At 73.1% G+C, this 15674-nt stretch carries 14 protein-coding genes; 5 read left to right on the top strand and 9 right to left on the bottom strand.

Annotation, left to right across the window (positions count from 1 at the left end; all coding sequences use genetic code 11):
* Positions 1-23: 23 nt before the first annotated feature.
* Complete coding sequence (locus AB0A97_RS30050; protein WP_361155675.1) at positions 24-146, bottom strand: hypothetical protein; 123 nt, start codon at positions 144-146, stop codon at positions 24-26.
* Between the two features lie 437 nt (positions 147-583).
* On the opposite strand from AB0A97_RS30050, the gene AB0A97_RS30045 reads away from it, so the two are divergent.
* Positions 584-1978, top strand: coding sequence for an MFS transporter (locus tag AB0A97_RS30045; RefSeq protein ID WP_361155673.1), 1395 nt, complete (start codon positions 584-586; stop codon positions 1976-1978).
* A 44-nt stretch (positions 1979-2022) separates the two neighbouring features.
* Here the strand turns inward: AB0A97_RS30045 and AB0A97_RS30040 are convergent, their stop codons facing one another.
* The 3 genes from AB0A97_RS30040 to AB0A97_RS30030 all read right to left on the bottom strand — a co-directional run bounded on the left by AB0A97_RS30040 (position 2023) and on the right by AB0A97_RS30030 (position 4335).
* The gene (locus AB0A97_RS30040) at positions 2023-2331 is read right to left on the bottom strand and encodes an AzlD domain-containing protein (protein WP_361155671.1); all 309 of its coding nucleotides are present in this window, start codon (positions 2329-2331) and stop codon (positions 2023-2025) included.
* Positions 2328-3110: an AzlC family ABC transporter permease gene (locus AB0A97_RS30035; protein WP_361155881.1), complete on the bottom strand. Its 783-nt coding sequence runs from the start codon at positions 3108-3110 to the stop codon at positions 2328-2330. Before AB0A97_RS30035 ends, AB0A97_RS30040 begins: the two co-directional genes overlap by 4 nt.
* A 244-nt stretch (positions 3111-3354) precedes the next feature.
* Positions 3355-4335, bottom strand: coding sequence for an AraC family transcriptional regulator (locus AB0A97_RS30030; RefSeq protein WP_361155669.1), 981 nt, complete (start codon positions 4333-4335; stop codon positions 3355-3357).
* A 143-nt stretch (positions 4336-4478) separates the two neighbouring features.
* Between AB0A97_RS30030 and AB0A97_RS30025 the strand changes: the two genes are divergently transcribed.
* Positions 4479-9278 carry an ATP-dependent helicase gene (locus AB0A97_RS30025; RefSeq protein WP_361155667.1) on the top strand — a complete coding sequence of 1600 codons (4800 nt, stop codon included), beginning with the start codon at positions 4479-4481 and terminating at the stop codon, positions 9276-9278.
* 312 nt (positions 9279-9590) lie between these two features.
* A complete protein-coding gene (locus AB0A97_RS30020; protein ID WP_361155666.1) occupies positions 9591-10427 on the top strand; it encodes a DNA-formamidopyrimidine glycosylase family protein in 837 nt (278 codons plus the stop codon).
* A gap of 196 nt (positions 10428-10623) precedes the next feature.
* On the opposite strand, the gene AB0A97_RS30015 is transcribed toward AB0A97_RS30020, so the two are convergent.
* On the bottom strand, positions 10624-10896 hold the full coding sequence (locus tag AB0A97_RS30015) for a hypothetical protein (protein WP_361155879.1): 273 nt from the start codon (positions 10894-10896) through the stop codon (positions 10624-10626).
* 382 nt (positions 10897-11278) lie between these two features.
* Here AB0A97_RS30015 and hemC point away from each other — a divergent pair, with 382 nt between their 5' ends.
* Entirely contained in the window at positions 11279-12298 is a 1020-nt protein-coding gene (gene hemC / locus AB0A97_RS30010) for a hydroxymethylbilane synthase (RefSeq protein WP_361155665.1), read from the top strand.
* 132 nt (positions 12299-12430) lie between these two features.
* Complete coding sequence (locus tag AB0A97_RS30005) at positions 12431-12940, top strand: hypothetical protein (protein ID WP_361155664.1); 510 nt, start codon at positions 12431-12433, stop codon at positions 12938-12940.
* A gap of 89 nt (positions 12941-13029) precedes the next feature.
* Here AB0A97_RS30005 and AB0A97_RS30000 read toward each other — a convergent pair whose 3' ends face one another.
* The 4 genes from AB0A97_RS30000 to AB0A97_RS29985 all read right to left on the bottom strand — a co-directional run bounded on the left by AB0A97_RS30000 (position 13030) and on the right by AB0A97_RS29985 (position 15597).
* Positions 13030-13449, bottom strand: coding sequence for a PPOX class F420-dependent oxidoreductase (locus tag AB0A97_RS30000; RefSeq protein ID WP_361155662.1), 420 nt, complete (start codon positions 13447-13449; stop codon positions 13030-13032).
* 281 nt (positions 13450-13730) lie between these two features.
* The gene (locus AB0A97_RS29995; protein ID WP_125044652.1) at positions 13731-14201 is read right to left on the bottom strand and encodes a DNA starvation/stationary phase protection protein; all 471 of its coding nucleotides are present in this window, start codon (positions 14199-14201) and stop codon (positions 13731-13733) included.
* Between the two features lie 345 nt (positions 14202-14546).
* Entirely contained in the window at positions 14547-14930 is a 384-nt protein-coding gene (locus AB0A97_RS29990) for a helix-turn-helix transcriptional regulator (RefSeq protein ID WP_030024638.1), read from the bottom strand.
* 109 nt (positions 14931-15039) lie between these two features.
* Positions 15040-15597, bottom strand: coding sequence for a CinA family protein (locus AB0A97_RS29985; protein ID WP_361155661.1), 558 nt, complete (start codon positions 15595-15597; stop codon positions 15040-15042).
* Positions 15598-15674 lie beyond the last annotated feature (77 nt).

Here is a 15674-nt window from a genome sequence, read left to right as displayed (position 1 = left end):
GGGCCCGTCCGCGTCCTCCTGGCTCAGCAGCAGGGCCGCCAGGGCGAGGCGGTGCCGTGCGGCGACGTCAGGTCGATGCCGGTCAGCTCACTGATCCGGGTGAGCCGGTTGTCCACCGTGTCCAGGATCTCGGCGTGACCGGGCAAGCCTTCGAAGGCGCTCGCGGACACCGGACTCGTACGGACGGGGGCTGACCGACCGGAGGACCGACCGACCGGAGGACCAACAGCGGCACCTGGCCGGCACAGGTGCCCGACGCGCATGAGGAGCCGCTCGGCATGACGGATGGCAGAACGCAGCACGGTCCGCACAGGAAGAGCACCGGGGCGGGGGCCGGAGCCCCCGGCCCCGCTCTCAAGGGCGTCTCCGGGTCGGCCCCCGGGCACCTCGCGTACGCGAACCGCATCAGGGCGGGCGGGGACTCCCTGCCGCCCCACTGCACGGGCGCGTACGCCGGGGCTGGGCCGGTACGACCGGAAGCCGGCTCGTCTCAAGCCCACGCCGGTGGCGCAGAGCGGGGCAGGGGGGCCGTTCGGTGACCCGGGACGCCGGGCCCGGGGCACACCCCGGCAAGCAATCCGGAATGACCGCTTCCGAGCGTCGGCGGGCCTGGCGCACCACCTGGCTGCTGGTCGCCTTCATGCTCGTCAACTTCGCCGACAAGACGGTGATGGGCCTGGTCGCCAACCCGGTGATGGCCGAACTGCACCTGACCCGCGAACAGTTCGGCACCGCGTCCGCCGCGTTCTTCGCGCTCTTCAGCCTGGCGGCGCTCGGCGGCTCCTTCCTCACCCGTACGGCAGGTACCCCGGTCCTGCTGCTCGGCATGGCGCTGCTCTGGTCCGCGGCCCAGTTGCCGATGCTGTTCGGCGTGGCCGGGTTCGGCGTCCTGGTCGCCACCCGGGTGCTGCTGGGCGCGGCGGAGGGCCCGGCGACCCCGGTGGCGGTGCACCACCTGCACGGCTGGTTCGAGGAGCGCGACCGTACGCTGCCGACCGCGATCTTCCTGGGCGGCGCGGCGGTGGGTGTCGCCGTCGCGGCGCCCGTACTCGGCGCGGTCACCGCCGCGTGGGGCTGGCGCTGGGCGTTCGGCGTGGTGGGCCTCGTCGGCCTGGTGTGGGCGGCGGTGTGGCTCCGGTACGGCGAGGAAGGACCACTGGCGCCCCCGGTGGGGCGGCGGCCCGCCGACAGCGTCCCGGTAGGACAGCGGCCCGCCGGTAGCGTCCCGAGGGAACGGCAGGTTGTCGGTAGCGACCCGGTAGGTCAGCAGTCCTCCGGTGGCACCTCCGTAGCCGGCACCTCCGTCCCGTACCGGAAGCTGCTGCTCTCCAGGACCTGGCTGTCCGCGGCCTTCGGCGCGTTCGCCGCCTTCTGGACGGTGTCGGCCACGCTCACCTGGGCCGCGGACTACTTTCAGGAGGTCGGCGGGCTGGAGCTGCGCCAGGCGAGCCTGCTGATCATGCTGGCCGCACTGGCCAAGGGCACCGCGATGCTGGTCCACGGCCTGCTCGTACAGCGCGCGGGCCGGCGCGCGGCAGCCGGTCTGCGCCCCCGCATCCCCCTGCCCTCCGGTGTGAAGAACGGGCTGGTGCTGCTCCTCTCCGGCGCGGCGACCCTGGCCTTCGCCGCGACGGACGCACTGTGGCTGAAGGCCGTGCTGCTGCTCGGCCCGATGGCCGTCTCGGACATCATCATGACGGTGGCGCAGACCTCGGTCTCCCGGATCTCCCCCGCGGACCGGCGCGGCGTTACGCTCGGCGCGTTGACCTGCGTCTTCGCCCTGGCGGGCATCCTGGCGCCCGCGGTGACGGGCCGGCTGGTGGACGCCGGGGAGACCGTCGCGGACGGGTACCTCGGCGCGTTCGGCACGATGGCGGGCCTGACGGTGCTGGCCGGAGTGACCGTGACGCTCTTCCTGCGCCCCGAACGGGATGCACGGCGGCTGGGGGTGGCGGAGGCGACGGTCGTACGGGGGTGAGCGCCGCGCGCCACCCGCCTCGCACCACCCGTACCCACCTGGTCTCACCCGCCCAGCGCCCGCACCCCCGCCGTCACCACCACCGCGACCGCCACGACCAGCAGGAACGGCGCGCGGAACAGCAGCGCCACCACCGCGGCACCGACGCCCGCCACCTTGGCGTCGAACAGCAGCTGCTGCCCGTCACTGAAGGTCTCCTGGGCGGTGAGCGCGGCGAGCAGCGCCACCGGCAACAGGGCTGCGAGGCGCTTGACGAGCGGCCGCTCCAGAGCACCCGCCGGTACCAGGAGGCCGAGGTACTTCACCAGGTAGCAGCCCACGGCGGTGACGCCGATCGCGATCCAGACACTCATCGTGCGTCCACCTCTCCCGCGCCGTTCCCCCGTACGGGCGTATCCACGACGGTTTCGTGCCCGTCGGAGGTACGCATACGGGCCCGGCGCCCCTCCAGGTAAAGGACGGCCGGTGCGGCGAGCGCCGCGACCAGGACCGGCACGCCCGCCGGCAGCAGCGGCAGCGACACCAGGAGCAGCACGACCGCGAGCCCCGCGGCGGCGCGTTCCACCGCCGAGGTGAGCAGAGGAGCCAGCAGCGCCACGAAGACCGCGGGACCGGCAGCGTCCAGGCCCCAGGCCGCCCGGTCGCCCAGGGCACCGGCGCCCCTGGCCCCGGCGAACGTGGTGAGGTTCCACAGGAGGTACAGGCTCAGCCCGGTGACCGCGAACCCGAGGCGCGCGCTGCGCCGGTCGGGCTGGGTCAGGGCGACGGCCGAGGTCTCGTCGATGACCCAGTGGGCGGCGAACGGCTTGGCCGCGGCCCGGAGTCCGAGGAGGCCGGACAGTCGCAGCCCGTAGAACGCGTTGCGGGTGCCCAGGAAGAACGCCCCGGCCGCGGCGGTGAACGGATTGCCGCCCGCGGCCAGCGCGCCGACCAGCGCGAACTGCGAGGCGCCGGTGAACACCAGCAGGCTCAGCGCGCAGGTCTGCGCCACCGACAGTCCCGAGCCCACCGCGGTCACCCCGAAGGCGAAGCCGGACAGCCCGACGGCGACGCCGACGCCGAGCGCGTCCCTGACGACGGCGGAACGGGGCTTGGCCTGTCGTGACGGAGGCGTCTGCCGAAGCTCATGGATGTCTTGGGCCCCCCGGGCCCCTCGGATGTCTTGGGTTTCTTCTGTCTCCTGGGCCTCTGGGATATCTCGGATCTCTAGGATCTCCTGGACCCCTCGGGCCTCTTGGCTTCCCTGGACCTCTCGGAACTCCTGGCCCGCCTGGCCCTCCTGGCCTCCCTGGAACTCTTCGGACGTGTGTATCTCTTGGGGCAGTTGCGACTGCTGATCTCGTTCTCGCTGCGTTTCCTGTGCCACGCTCCGGACCCTAGGAAGCGCCCTCCCCCGCGGTCTTGTACGTTCTTGCGCCGCCCGCCCGCTCCCGCCGGTAGGCGCCCGGCGGCACGCCCACGATCCGGGTGAAGTGCCGGTTCAGGTGGGGCTGGTCGGCGAACCCGACGGCGACGGCGGCTTCGGCCGGTGCCGTACCGGCCTCCAGGAGCCGGCGCGCCCGGCGTATGCGGGCGTTCGTGAGCCAGGCGTGCGGCGGCATCCCGTACGCGTTCTTGAAGGCGCGCAGCAGCGCGAACGGGCCGGTGCCCAGTTCCCGGGCCAGTTGTTCCAGGGTCGGTGGTGCGGTCAGTCGTGCTTCCAGGAGCGCTCGGGCGCGTTCGGCGGTACGGGCTCCCGCCGTGGCGGGCATCCGGGTCGGCAGCGGGCCGCCGTGGCGCCGCAGCAGCCGGGCCACCACGATGCGCAGCAGGCTGTCGGCGGCCAGCGCGTTGCCTTCCTCGGCCGCGCGGTGCACGCCGTTGACGAGGCGGACGGCGAGCGTGTCGTCCACGAGGGTCTCGGTGAACGCGGCGGTGCCGGTCAGGCCGGTCGTCTCGGCCGCGATACCGGCGACGAGCTGTTCGGAGGGGTAGAGCGTGGAGTACGACCAGCCTTCCGGCGCACCGGCCTGCGCGGTGTGCGGCACCTCGGGATTGATCATGATGATGCCGCCGTGCCCGGCGTCCGTGACGCCGTCCGGCAGTCCGACCCGCTCGACGCCGCCGGTGACGGCGCCCAGGACGTAACCGTCGTGGGAGTGGCGGGGGAAGGAGTGCCGTACGTAGCGGGCGCGCAGCAGGTCCAGGCCGGGGAGTTCGCCGTACTGCCAGTGCCGGGCCCACTCGCCGCCTTTGCGGCCGGCGGGCGCCGAGGCCCGGGGCCCGCCCGTACGGGCTCCCGCGCCCGCCGCCACCGGGTCCGCCGGCCCCGGCCCGCCTTCCGCGCCTCGCGTGTCCTCCGCCCCGTGCCCCGTCATGGCTCAATTGTGCGGCGGACCGGCCCGCCGCGGCCGGTCCGTCCGGCACGTGGACTGCGCCGACCGCCGCCGCTCGCCCGCATCACCGCAGGTGAACGGCGGGTCACCGGCGATTGTCAGTGGTCCGTTGCACGATGGGGGACATGGCCAAGGCAGCGCTCGACTCGTTCTCCCCCGCGACCCGCGACTGGTTCACGGGGGCGTTCCGCGCGCCCACCGCCGCGCAGGAGGGGGCCTGGCGGGCCATCGGCGAGGGTTCGGACGTGCTGGTGGTCGCGCCGACCGGCTCCGGCAAGACGCTGGCCGCCTTCCTCGCCTCGCTCGACCGGCTCGCGAGCGTCCCGGTGCCCGCCGAGCCGAAGAAGCGCTGCCGCGTGCTGTACGTCTCCCCGCTGAAAGCCCTGGCGGTCGACGTCGAGCGCAATCTGCGCAGCCCGCTGACCGGCATCCGCCAGGAGTCCGTACGTCTCGGGCTGCCGGAGCCCGACATCCGGGTGGGCATCCGCTCCGGTGACACCCCGGCCACCGAGCGCCGGGCGATCGCGAACCGGCCGCCGGACATCCTCATCACCACCCCCGAGTCGCTCTTCCTGATGCTGACCTCCTCGGCCCGGGAGGCCCTGGAAGGCGTCGAGACGGTGATCGTGGACGAGGTGCACGCGGTCGCGGGCACGAAGCGCGGCGCCCACCTCGCGCTCTCCCTGGAGCGGCTCGACCGTCTGCTGGAGCGTCCGGCCCGGCGCATCGGCCTGTCGGCGACCGTGCGTCCGGTGGAGGAGGTGGCCCGCTACCTGTCGCCGCAGCGCCGGGTGGAGATCGTCCAGCCGCCGTCCGGCAAGGAGTTCGACCTGTCGGTGGTCGTCCCCGTCGAGGACCTGGGCGAGCTGGGCGGCTCCCCCGTCCAGGAGGGCGACACCGGCGAGAAGCCGTCCATCTGGCCGCATGTCGAGGAGAAGATCGCCGACCTGGTGCAGGCGCACCGCTCGACGATCGTCTTCGCCAACTCCCGGCGCCTCGCCGAGCGCCTGTGCAACCGGCTCAACGAGATCGCGTACGAGCGTGCCACCGGCGAGGCGCTGCCCGAGGACCACTCCCCCGCCGAGCTGATGGCGGAGGCCGGCGCCGCCAAGGGGGCACCCGCGCTGCTGGCCCGCGCCCACCACGGCTCGGTGTCCAAGGAGCAGCGGGCCCAGGTGGAGGAGGATCTGAAGGCGGGGCGGCTGCCGGCCGTGGTCGCCACGTCCAGCCTGGAGCTGGGTATCGACATGGGCGCGGTCGACCTGGTGGTGCAGGTGGAGTCCCCGCCGTCGGTCGCCTCCGGCCTTCAGCGGGTCGGCCGGGCCGGCCATCAGGTCGGCGCGGTGTCCCGGGGCGTGGTCTTCCCCAAGTACCGCGGCGACCTCGTGCAGGCCGCGGTGGTCACGGAGCGGATGCGCGCGGGGGCCATCGAATCGCTGCGCGTGCCCGCCAATCCGCTCGACGTGCTGGCCCAGCAACTGGTCGCGATGGCGTCGATGGACACCTGGGACGTGACCGAGCTGCTGGCCCTGGTCCGCCGGTCCGCCTCCTTCGCGGCCCTGCCCGAGTCGGCGTTCAACGGCGTGCTGGACATGCTCGCGGGCCGCTATCCGTCCGACGCCTTCGCCGAGTTGCGTCCGCGCGTCGTCTGGGACCGGGTGGCGCAGACGGTCACCGGCCGCCCGGGGGCGCAGCGGCTGGCCGTCACGTCCGGCGGCACGATTCCCGACCGGGGCCTCTTCGGCGTCTTCCTGGCCGGCGCCGAACCGACGAAGGGCGGCGGCTCCACCCGGGGTGGCGGGCGACGGGTGGGCGAACTGGACGAGGAGATGGTCTACGAGTCCCGCGTCGGCGATGTCTTCACCCTCGGTACGACGTCCTGGCGCATCGAGGACATCACCCGTGACCGGGTGCTGGTCTCCCCGGCCCCCGGGGTGCCCGGCAGGCTGCCCTTCTGGAAGGGCGACCAGCTCGGCCGCCCCCTCGAACTGGGCCGCGCGCTCGGCGCGTTCCTCCGCGAGATCGGCGCGCTCGCCCCGGAGGCCGCCCGCGAGCGGCTGGCCGCCGCCGGCCTGGACGACTGGGCGACGGGCAACGTCCTCGCGTACCTCGCCGAGCAGAAGCAGACCTGCGGCCATGTGCCGGACGACCGCACGATCGTCGTCGAGCGCTTCCGCGACGAGCTGGGCGACTGGCGGGTGGTGGTGCACTCCCCGTTCGGCGCGCAGGTGCACGCCCCCTGGGCGCTCGCCCTCGGTGCCCGCCTCGCCGAGCGCTACGGCATGGACGCGCAGGTCATGCACGCCGACGACGGCATCGTGCTGCGCCTGCCGGACGCCGACCTGATGGGCCTGGACCTGCTCGACAGCGACACCGGCGACTTCGACCCGGCGGCCCGCGGCATGGAGTACGACCCCGAGCAGTCCCCCGTGGGCGCCGCCGACGTCGTCTTCGACAAGGGCGAGGTCGACCAGGTGGTCACGGACCAGGTGGGCGGCTCGGCCCTGTTCGCCTCCCGGTTCCGCGAGTGCGCGGCCCGCGCCCTGCTGCTGCCCCGCCGCACCCCCGGCAAGCGCACTCCCCTGTGGCAGCAGCGGCAGCGTGCCTCCCAGCTCCTCCAGGTGGCGGGCGAGTTCGGATCGTTCCCGATCGTGCTGGAAGCCGTCCGCGAGTGCCTCCAGGACGTCTTCGACGTACCCGGCCTGACCGAGCTGATGGGCGACATCGAGGCCCGCCGGGTCCGCCTCGTCGAGGTCACCACCCCCGAGCCCTCCCCCTTCGCCCGCTCCCTGCTGTTCGGGTACGTGGCCCAGTTCCTGTACGAGGGCGACTCCCCCCTCGCCGAGCGCCGGGCCGCCGCGCTCTCCCTGGACTCCCGGCTGCTGGCCGAGCTGCTCGGCCAGGCCGAACTGCGCGAACTGCTCGACGCCGACGTCCTGGCCGAGCTGGAGAGCGAGCTCCAGTGGCGCACCGAGGACCGCCGGGTCAAGGACGCGGAAGGCGTCGCCGACCTGCTGCGGATGCTCGGCCCGCTCACCGACGGCGAACTGGCCGAGCGCGGCGCCGAGTCAGGGTGGGTACGGGAGCTGGCGTCGGCCCGCCGGGCCATCACGGTCCGTATCGCCGGCCGGGACCACTGGGCCGCGATCGAGGACGCCGGCCGGCTGCGCGACGCCCTGGGCACGGCGCTGCCCGTGGGCGTCCCCGAGTCGTTCACCGAGCCCGTGAAGGATCCGCTCGGCGATCTCCTGTCCCGCTATGCGCGTACGCACGGCCCGTTCACCTCCGAACAGGCCGCCACCCGCTTCGGTCTCGGCACGGCCGTCACCGACGGCGCCCTGCAGCGCCTGGCCGCGGCCGGCCGCGTGGTACAAGGCGAGTTCCACCCCTCCGGCATCGGCCAGGAATGGTGCGACGCCCAAGTGCTGCGCCGCCTGCGCCGCCGCTCCCTGGCCGCGCTGCGGCACGAGCTGGAGCCCGTACCGCCCGCCGCCCTCGCGTCCTTCCTCCCGCAGTGGCAGCAAGTGGGGCCCCTGGCGCCCAAGGCTCCCTACGGACCGGGGACGGGCGGGTCGGGCGCGCGGCGCGGCGGCTCGTACGGCCTGCGCGGCATCGACGGCCTGGTCCGCGCCGTCGAGCAGTTGCAAGGGGCGTCCGTGCCCGCCTCCGCCCTGGAGAAACTGGTCCTGCCGTCCCGGGTCGGCGACTACGCCCCGGCGCTGCTGGACGAGCTGACCTCCACCGGCGAAGTGCTGTGGGCCGGCGCGGGAGCGCTGCCCGGCAAGGACGGCTGGGTGTCCCTCTACCTCGCCGACACCGCCCCGTTGCTCCTGCCGCCACCGCACCCGCTGGAGCTGATCCCCCTCCACGAATCCGTCCTCCAGGCCCTCGCCCCCGGCTACGGCCTCTTCTTCCGCCAGCTCGCCGACCAGGTCCGCGCCACCACCCACTCCGAAGCGACGGATCCCCAACTCGCCGATGCCCTGTGGGACCTGGCCTGGTCCGGCCGCCTCACCAACGACACCCTCGCCCCGCTCCGGTCCCTCCTCGGCTCGGGCCGCACGTCCGGCTCGACCGCGCACCGCGCCAAGCGCGCGGTCCCCCGCGGCCGGTACGGCACACTGACCGCCGCCACCGGCCGTACGGGCCGCCCCACCGCCTCCCGCTCCGGCCCGCCCACCGTCGCCGGCCGCTGGTCGCTGCTCCCCGCCCCCGAACCGGAACCCACCCACCGCGCCCACGCCCTGGCACGCGCGCTCCTGGACCGCCACGGCGTCGTCACCCGCGGCGCCGTGGCCGCCGAAGGCGTCGAGGGCGGCTTCTCCGCCGCGTACCGCGTCCTGGCCGCCTTCGAGGAGACCGGGCAGGCCCGGCGCGGCTATGTGGTCGAAGGGCTGGGAGCGGCGCAGTTCGCGATGGACGGTGCGGTCGACCGGCTCCGCGCCGTCAACACCGGCCGCGAGCGGGCCGCCGACGCGTACGCCCAGGACGGCCCGGGGGACCGCCGCTCCGCCGGACCGCAGCGGGCCCTGGTACTGGCCGCCGCCGACCCGGCGAACGCCTACGGAGCCGCCCTGTCCTGGCCCGAGCCGCCCGACGGTTCCACGCACAAACCGGGCCGCAAGGCGGGCTCCCTGGTCGTCCTCGTCGACGGCGAACTGACGCTCTACATGGAGCGCGGCGGCAAGACACTGCTGGCCTGGACGCACGCCTCCGACGGCACGGCGCCCGACAGCGGCTCCCCCGCCGGCACCCGGCTGCGGCTCGCCCTCGAAGCGCTCACCGACGCGGCCCGCGCGGGCGCCCTCGGCACGATCACCGTGGAGCGCGTCAACGGCACCGCCGCCCTCACCGCCCCGCTCGCCCCTGCCCTGGAGGACGCCGGTTTCCACCCCACCCCACGCGGCTTCCGCCTCCGCCCCTGACCACCACGACGCAGCCGCCCGCACACCGGGTCCGCGGTCCGCATCCGCAGACCGCGTCCGTACGCCCCGTCCGCGTATCGCGACCGCACACGACGTACGTGGACGCCATCCGCACACGAATTCGGGGACGGCACCCGCACACGACATTCGTGGACGGCACCCGCACACCGCATCCGTACACGGTCCAGGACTCGCCCGGCCCGGCCCCGGACCAGCCGATTCAGCGCCCCCGCACCTGTCCTCCACATCCGGCCCCCACCCCCAGCTCCCACACCCGACCCACCACCCGCCCTCACCCGGCACAATGTCCCCATGCCCGAAGGCGACACCGTTTGGCGCACCGCCCGCCGTCTGCACGAAGCGCTGGCCGGCAAGCCACTGACCCGCTTCGACCTGCGCGTGCCGAAGCTCGCCACCGCCGACCTGTCCGGCCGTACGGTCCTGGAGGTGGTCCCGCGCGGCAAGCATCTCCTCACCCGCGTCGAAGGCGGACTGACCCTCCACTCCCATCTGCGCATGGACGGCGCCTGGAAGATCTACGCGCCCGCGGAGCGCTGGCGGGGCGGCCCCGCCCACCAGATCCGCGCGGTCCTCGCCACCGCCGACCGCACCGCCGTCGGCTACCGCCTCCCCGTCCTCGAACTCCTGCGCACCGCCGACGAGGACGACGCCGTGGGCCATCTGGGCCCCGACCTGCTCGGCCCCGACTGGGACCCGGCCGAGGCCCTGCGCCGTCTGCTCGCCGACCCCGCCCGCCCCCTCGGCGAGGCCCTGCTCGACCAGCGCAACCTGGCCGGCATCGGCAACGTCTTCAAGTGCGAACTGTGCTTCCTGCTGCGCGCCTCTCCCTGGCTCCCGATCGGCCGCCTGCCGACACCGGAGCGCGCCACCGCCCTCGCCAAGAAGCTCCTGGAAGCCAACAAGGACCGTCTCGCCCGCGTCACGACGCCGAGCGCCCGCCCGGACCGTCGCCAGTGGGTCTACGGCCGCGCCGGGCGGCCCTGCTTCCGCTGCGGCACACCGGTCCGTACGGGAGAACAGGGTCCGCCCACCCAGGAACGCGTCACCTACTGGTGCCCCACCTGCCAACCGGAGGAGGACGGAACGGCACCGGAGGGCCACAAGGCAACGCCGACGCAGGGCACCTGACGGTGCGTCACCTCACGGTCCCGCCCTACCGCCACCCAGCGCCGCCCCGTCCCGGCACCACCGCGCCCCAACTCCGTCACCGAAGCCGACGCCGCCAGGCCGCCACGCCACCGACGCCGCCACCCCGGCTGATCCGCCCTCCCGTCCCTTCGGCCGATCGGGTGACCACCCTCCCCCTCCCAGCGGCCCGACGCCCCTACCACCGGCCGCCGGAACCTCCACCCCGCCTCCGGCCCCACCCACTTCGCCTCCTGTTCCCGTTCCTGCCACCGCTGCCGCCCCCACCCCTGCCCCGCATCCGCTCCGCCCACGGCACGCAGTGCACCGGCAGCAGGCTCAGCCCCCACCCGCCGGCCGCCACCGCTCCCTCGACGATCCCTTGTGTGCCCGGCCACAGCGTCAGCCGGAGTACGGCCCACCACCACAGGCACGCGGCAGCAGCCCTGGCCGCCAGCCGGGCCGGGGATATACCGAACCGGGCGAAGAAGTCGTGCCTAGCCATGGCTGCCTCCTCCGGCCGACGCTAGACGGACGCAGCCGCCCAGCGGGAGGGCGCACCGGGGCACAACCGGCGCGAACGTTTCGACGGGGCCCGCTCGTCCATGCCCCGTTCTCACGGATCTCTGTCTTCCCGGTATTTTCGCCCGCCACCACCCCGACCGCATCCAGACGCCCCGCGCCCGACGCCCGGCGCGACGGGACGCGCGCACCGGCGCCGCCGCCCCCTCCCACCCCGTACACCAGCCCGAACCCGTACCTCCCCGGCCCGTCGCCCGGAGTCTCTTACGCTGCACTGAATGATCACCGCCGACGGCGGGCACCGCCCGAGATCCACCGAACGGAGGCCGCCCGTGAGCACCGATTTCCCCGCCCGCGAGCTGCGCATCGGAACCCGTACGAGCCCCATGGCCCTCGCCCAGACCGCCCACGTCACCCACCTGCTGCACCAGCTCGACCCGGAGCTGCGGACCGTGGCCGTCCCGGTCCGGACCGAGGCCGACCTCTGGCACGGCGAGTTGTCCGGCATCGGCGGGAAGGACCTGTTCGTCAAGGCTCTCGACGCGCGGTTGCAGAGCGGCGACGTCGATCTCGCGCTGCACTGCCTCAAGGACGTGCCCGGCGATGTGCCGCTCCGCGCGGGCCTGGTCGTCGCCGCGCATCTGGAGCGCGCCGACGTCCGGGACGTCCTGGTCGTCCCCGAGCACTCGGCGGTGCGCCACCTCGACGAACTCCCTCCCGGCGCCCGGATCGGCACCGCTTCCGTGCGCCGCCGGGCCCAGCTCCTGCGTACCCGCCCCGACCTGCGGATCGTTCCGGTACGTGGCGCGGTGGGCACCCGCCTCGACCTCCTGGACGGCAAGCACACCGGCCCCGTCGACCCCACCGAACCGGCCGACTCCACCGAACCCGTCCACCCCACCGGCCTCGACGCCCTGATCCTGGCAAGCGCCGGGCTGGCGCGGCTCGGCCTGAGCCATCGGGCGCGGCAGGTCTTCGAGGTCGAGGAACTGCTGCCGGCCGTCGGTGCCGGTGTCCTGTCCCTGGAGTGCCGGCGCGACGACAGCGCCGTCGCCGCCCTGCTGGAACAGCTCAACCACGAGCCCACGCTCACCGAGGCGACCGCCGAACGCGTCATGCTCCAGGGGTTGCGCGGCCACTGCAACAGCCCCATCGCGGGCTACTGCGTCACCGGCCCGGGCGGCCGGCTCTCCCTGCGCGGCATGGTCTTCTCCCCGGACGGCGCCGCCTTCGCGCAGGTCCATCTGTGCAGCGACGCCCCGCATGACCCGGCGGCACTCGGCGCGCACGCCGCCACCGAACTCCTCAGCCAGGGCGCCCGCTCCCTGATCGACACCGGAATCCCGCTTTGAACCCCCCGCTTTGCCCCCCGCTTTGAACCCCCGCTCTGAACCGCCGCGTTGAACCGCTTTCCCGCACCTGCCGCATTTCGCACACCGACCCCGACCCGAAAGGCCGGTGCAGGCAGGCGTACGCTCCCGATCATGGAGGGGCGTAAGGCGCTTCGGCGCCGTATTCGTATCTGGCTTGTCGTCTTCATCATCGGTCTCGTGCTGAGCGGACTGACGGCATTTCCGCTCAGCGCCGAAATCCGGTGGGCCGATGAACTGTTGCGGTCGGACGCGTCACCACTCGCCGGGCAACTTCCGGGGCTGGTGGAGTGGATCGGCAAAGCCCGGGAGGGGCTGGAGGCGACCGACGCGAAGTATCCGTTCCTGCTGTACGGAACGGACTGGTTGGCGTTCGCGCACCTGGTCATCGCGGTGGCCTTCTACGGTCCGTTCCGCGACCCGGTCCGTAACATCTGGGTCATCGACTTCGGCATGATCGCATGCGCGGGAATCATTCCGCTGGCCCTCATCTGCGGGCCGATCCGCGGAATTCCGTTCTACTGGCAGCTGATTGACATGTCGTTCGGCGTCTTCGGCGTGATTCCCCTGCTGGTGGTCCGCCGAATGATCAAACGTCTGGAGGCGTACGAACTCGCCGCCTAGCCGCGAACCGCACACCGCACACCGCACACCGCACCGAACAGCAGCAGGACCTCCCCCGAATTTCCGGGGGAGGTCCATCGCACGGAACGTCAGCCCGCCTGGCTGCTGTCCTTGAGCGTGCCCCAGCCGTGCCAGCGGTCGATCTCGATCCAGGCGCTGACCCGGGCACGGTCGCGCTGCGGGTAGGGGTCGCCGAGGTAGTGGTGGGCCAGCCGGTCGATGTCGGCCAGGTCCTTGTCCTCACGGAACTCGGTGACGCGGCCCATGATGCTGATGTGGGTGTACCAGCTCGACTCGTCGAGAACGGTGATCGTCACCCGGGGGTCGTTCCGCAGGTGCTGCAGGCGCTTGCGTCCCTCGTCCATGTTGACGAGCACCCGGCCGTCGTCCCAGAGGTACCAGGTGGCCGTGGAGACCGGCTGCCCGTCCGACCGCAGGGTCGTGATGACGGCCGGGTTGGCCTTCTCCAGCATGGCGACCGCCTCTTGCGGCAGCGGGGGTTTCGACATAGCGGACACTCCTCCATACGTTGCTGATCCGGCGTTCGTCTCCCCAACATGATCGTCCGCCCATACCTTCCCCCTTCACAGACACGCCACTACGGCGCTCCGTCACAGAGGGCGCACCACCGCGTCACCGTTCCGCCCCGCCGCGACGGCCGAGCGCCCCCCTGACGGCGTCAGAGGGGCGCTGAAGAGGCCGGGCCACGTCCGGTCATGTGCGACACGGACCGGCCGGGAAGAACCGAGCAGACGGACCGCGTTTGGGTCGGCCGGAGACCAGGCAAAGGTCAGGCGGACTCGGCCTGGAACATCCAGTGGTGCTTTTCGAGGTCGGCGGTGAGGCCGATGAGGATGTCCTGGGAGACCGGGTCGGGCTCGTCCGTGACGCGGATGCGCTCGCGCATCCGGGCGATGACGGCACCGAGCGCGTCGGTCACGACGCGGACGACCTCGGCGTCCTTGATCCAGTTGTCCTGCACCGTGTCGATGCCGCTGGTCTTCGAAACCGTCTCGGCCCGGCCGTCCGGCGAGACGCCGATCGCCGAGGCACGCTCGGCCACCGTGTCGGCGTAGGCGCGGGCCGTGTCCACGACATCGTCGAGCTGGAGATGTACGGACCGGAAACGCGGGCCGATGATGTTCCAGTGGACCTGCTTCGCCACGAGCGAGAGATCCACCAGGTCGACGAGGGCTCCCTGCAGTGCGTCCCCGACCACCTTGCGCGCGTCGTCGGACAGCGTGCTCTTGACGACAGACATCCATTTACTCCTTTTCAGGGCGAATGAATACGTTCGCCCATCGTACAAACGATTGGTCCTGTCTGTACGGATCGGGTACCCAGATGCGTTGCGGTAATGCGCGGACGCTTCACCTTGAGGACGAAGGTCCTCACCGCCCCCGTCTTTCTCTCCGGGGCCTCGGGCCCTTCGCCCTCCTCTTCGGCTCTCCCGTAGGGCTTGCCGGGGCGGGCCCGCCTCTCACAGGCCCGTGAACGCCTCGAACCCCGCCCGGCGGCGCCGGACGGGGTTCAGGGAAGTCGACAGAGCATTCAGGAAGACACGGGGGGGGACCCAGCGGCCTCGGGCCCCAACGGCCCGGCAGCCTCAGGCCGCCACGACGTCCACGGCCTCCGCGGGGGCCTTGATCGTCACACGGTCCTCCGGCACCCCGGCCAGCGAGGTCACGGACACCGAGTTCAGCTTGGGGCGGACCGGTGCGGGCACCGGGTCGCTCGCGGCGGCGGACCGCGCCAGCTCCGCGAGTGCCAGCTCGTCGCTGACCTCCCGCATGAGTTCGGACATGCGCACGTCCAGCGCGTCACAGATCGCCGAGAGCAGTTCGGAAGAGGCTTCCTTCTGTCCCCGTTCGACCTCGGACAAGTAGCCGAGCGACACCCGGGCGGAGGAGGAGACCTCGCGCAGGGTGCGGCCCTGGCGCTGACGCTGTCGGCGCAGCACGTCACCCAGCAGGCGACGAAGCAGAATCATCGCTGGCTCCCTCCTCGGACCTCGGATCCGGATCCTTCTCGCCCCACCGTACCGCCTCGGGCCTCGGCCGTGCGGGGCGCGAGTTCGTGTTCACTCAGGGCTGCAAACATCAAATTTCCCCCCGTTGTTCCGTATCCTGTGCCGCCGCGTTCTCTGTCAGTTGGCTCACCAGCAGCCGGAGCACCGCCGCCACGGTGTCCCGGCGGATCCGTCGGCGGTCACCTTCCAGCGTGAGGCGCAGCACAACGCCCGCTCCGCCGGGGCCCTCGGCCGCGACGAATACGGTGCCCACGGGTTGTCCGTCCTGGGGGTCAGGGCCGGCAACCCCTGTAGTGGCGATACCCCAGTGGGCGCTCAGCACACGCCTTACACCACGGGCCATCTGTCGGGCAACCTCCGCGTCCACGGCTCCGCGCGCGTCGAGCAGCGGCCCGTCGACCCCGAGAATGTCCCGTTTGAGCCCGGTCGCGTACGCCGTCACCGAGCCCCGGAAGACCCGGGAGGCTCCGGGTACCCCGGTGAGCGCTCCGGCCACCAGCCCGCCCGTGAGCGATTCGGCCACGGCCAGGGTCTGCCCGCGCGCCGCGAGCGCGTCGAGCGCCCGCGCCGCCGCGGACGACGTCTCGGCGGCCGGCTCCCCGTCGCCCTCGCCCGTCCAGGCACGCACGGCCTCAGGGGCCTCAGGGGGCCCGGGGACACCAGCAGGGGCGGCAGCCTCGCCACCCGCCGCCACACCCGCCTTCC

The organism is Streptomyces sp. NPDC045470 (genome assembly GCF_040646595.1).
Taxonomy (GTDB): Bacteria; Actinomycetota; Actinomycetes; order Streptomycetales; family Streptomycetaceae; genus Streptomyces.
This window is presented reverse-complemented; position numbering and strand designations above follow the sequence as displayed.

Coding starts and splice junctions, on each gene's coding strand:
- AB0A97_RS29995 (WP_125044652.1), bottom strand. CDS start 14,201: ATGTCTGTCGTCAAGAGCACGCTGTCCGACGACGCGCGCAAGGTGGTC.
- AB0A97_RS30000 (WP_361155662.1), bottom strand. CDS start 13,449: ATGTCGAAACCCCCGCTGCCGCAAGAGGCGGTCGCCATGCTGGAGAAG.
- AB0A97_RS30045 (WP_361155673.1), top strand. CDS start 584: ATGACCGCTTCCGAGCGTCGGCGGGCCTGGCGCACCACCTGGCTGCTG.
- AB0A97_RS30030 (WP_361155669.1), bottom strand. CDS start 4,335: ATGACGGGGCACGGGGCGGAGGACACGCGAGGCGCGGAAGGCGGGCCG.
- AB0A97_RS30025 (WP_361155667.1), top strand. CDS start 4,479: ATGGCCAAGGCAGCGCTCGACTCGTTCTCCCCCGCGACCCGCGACTGG.
- AB0A97_RS30005 (WP_361155664.1), top strand. CDS start 12,431: ATGGAGGGGCGTAAGGCGCTTCGGCGCCGTATTCGTATCTGGCTTGTC.
- AB0A97_RS30020 (WP_361155666.1), top strand. CDS start 9,591: ATGCCCGAAGGCGACACCGTTTGGCGCACCGCCCGCCGTCTGCACGAA.
- AB0A97_RS29990 (WP_030024638.1), bottom strand. CDS start 14,930: ATGATTCTGCTTCGTCGCCTGCTGGGTGACGTGCTGCGCCGACAGCGT.
- AB0A97_RS30040 (WP_361155671.1), bottom strand. CDS start 2,331: ATGAGTGTCTGGATCGCGATCGGCGTCACCGCCGTGGGCTGCTACCTG.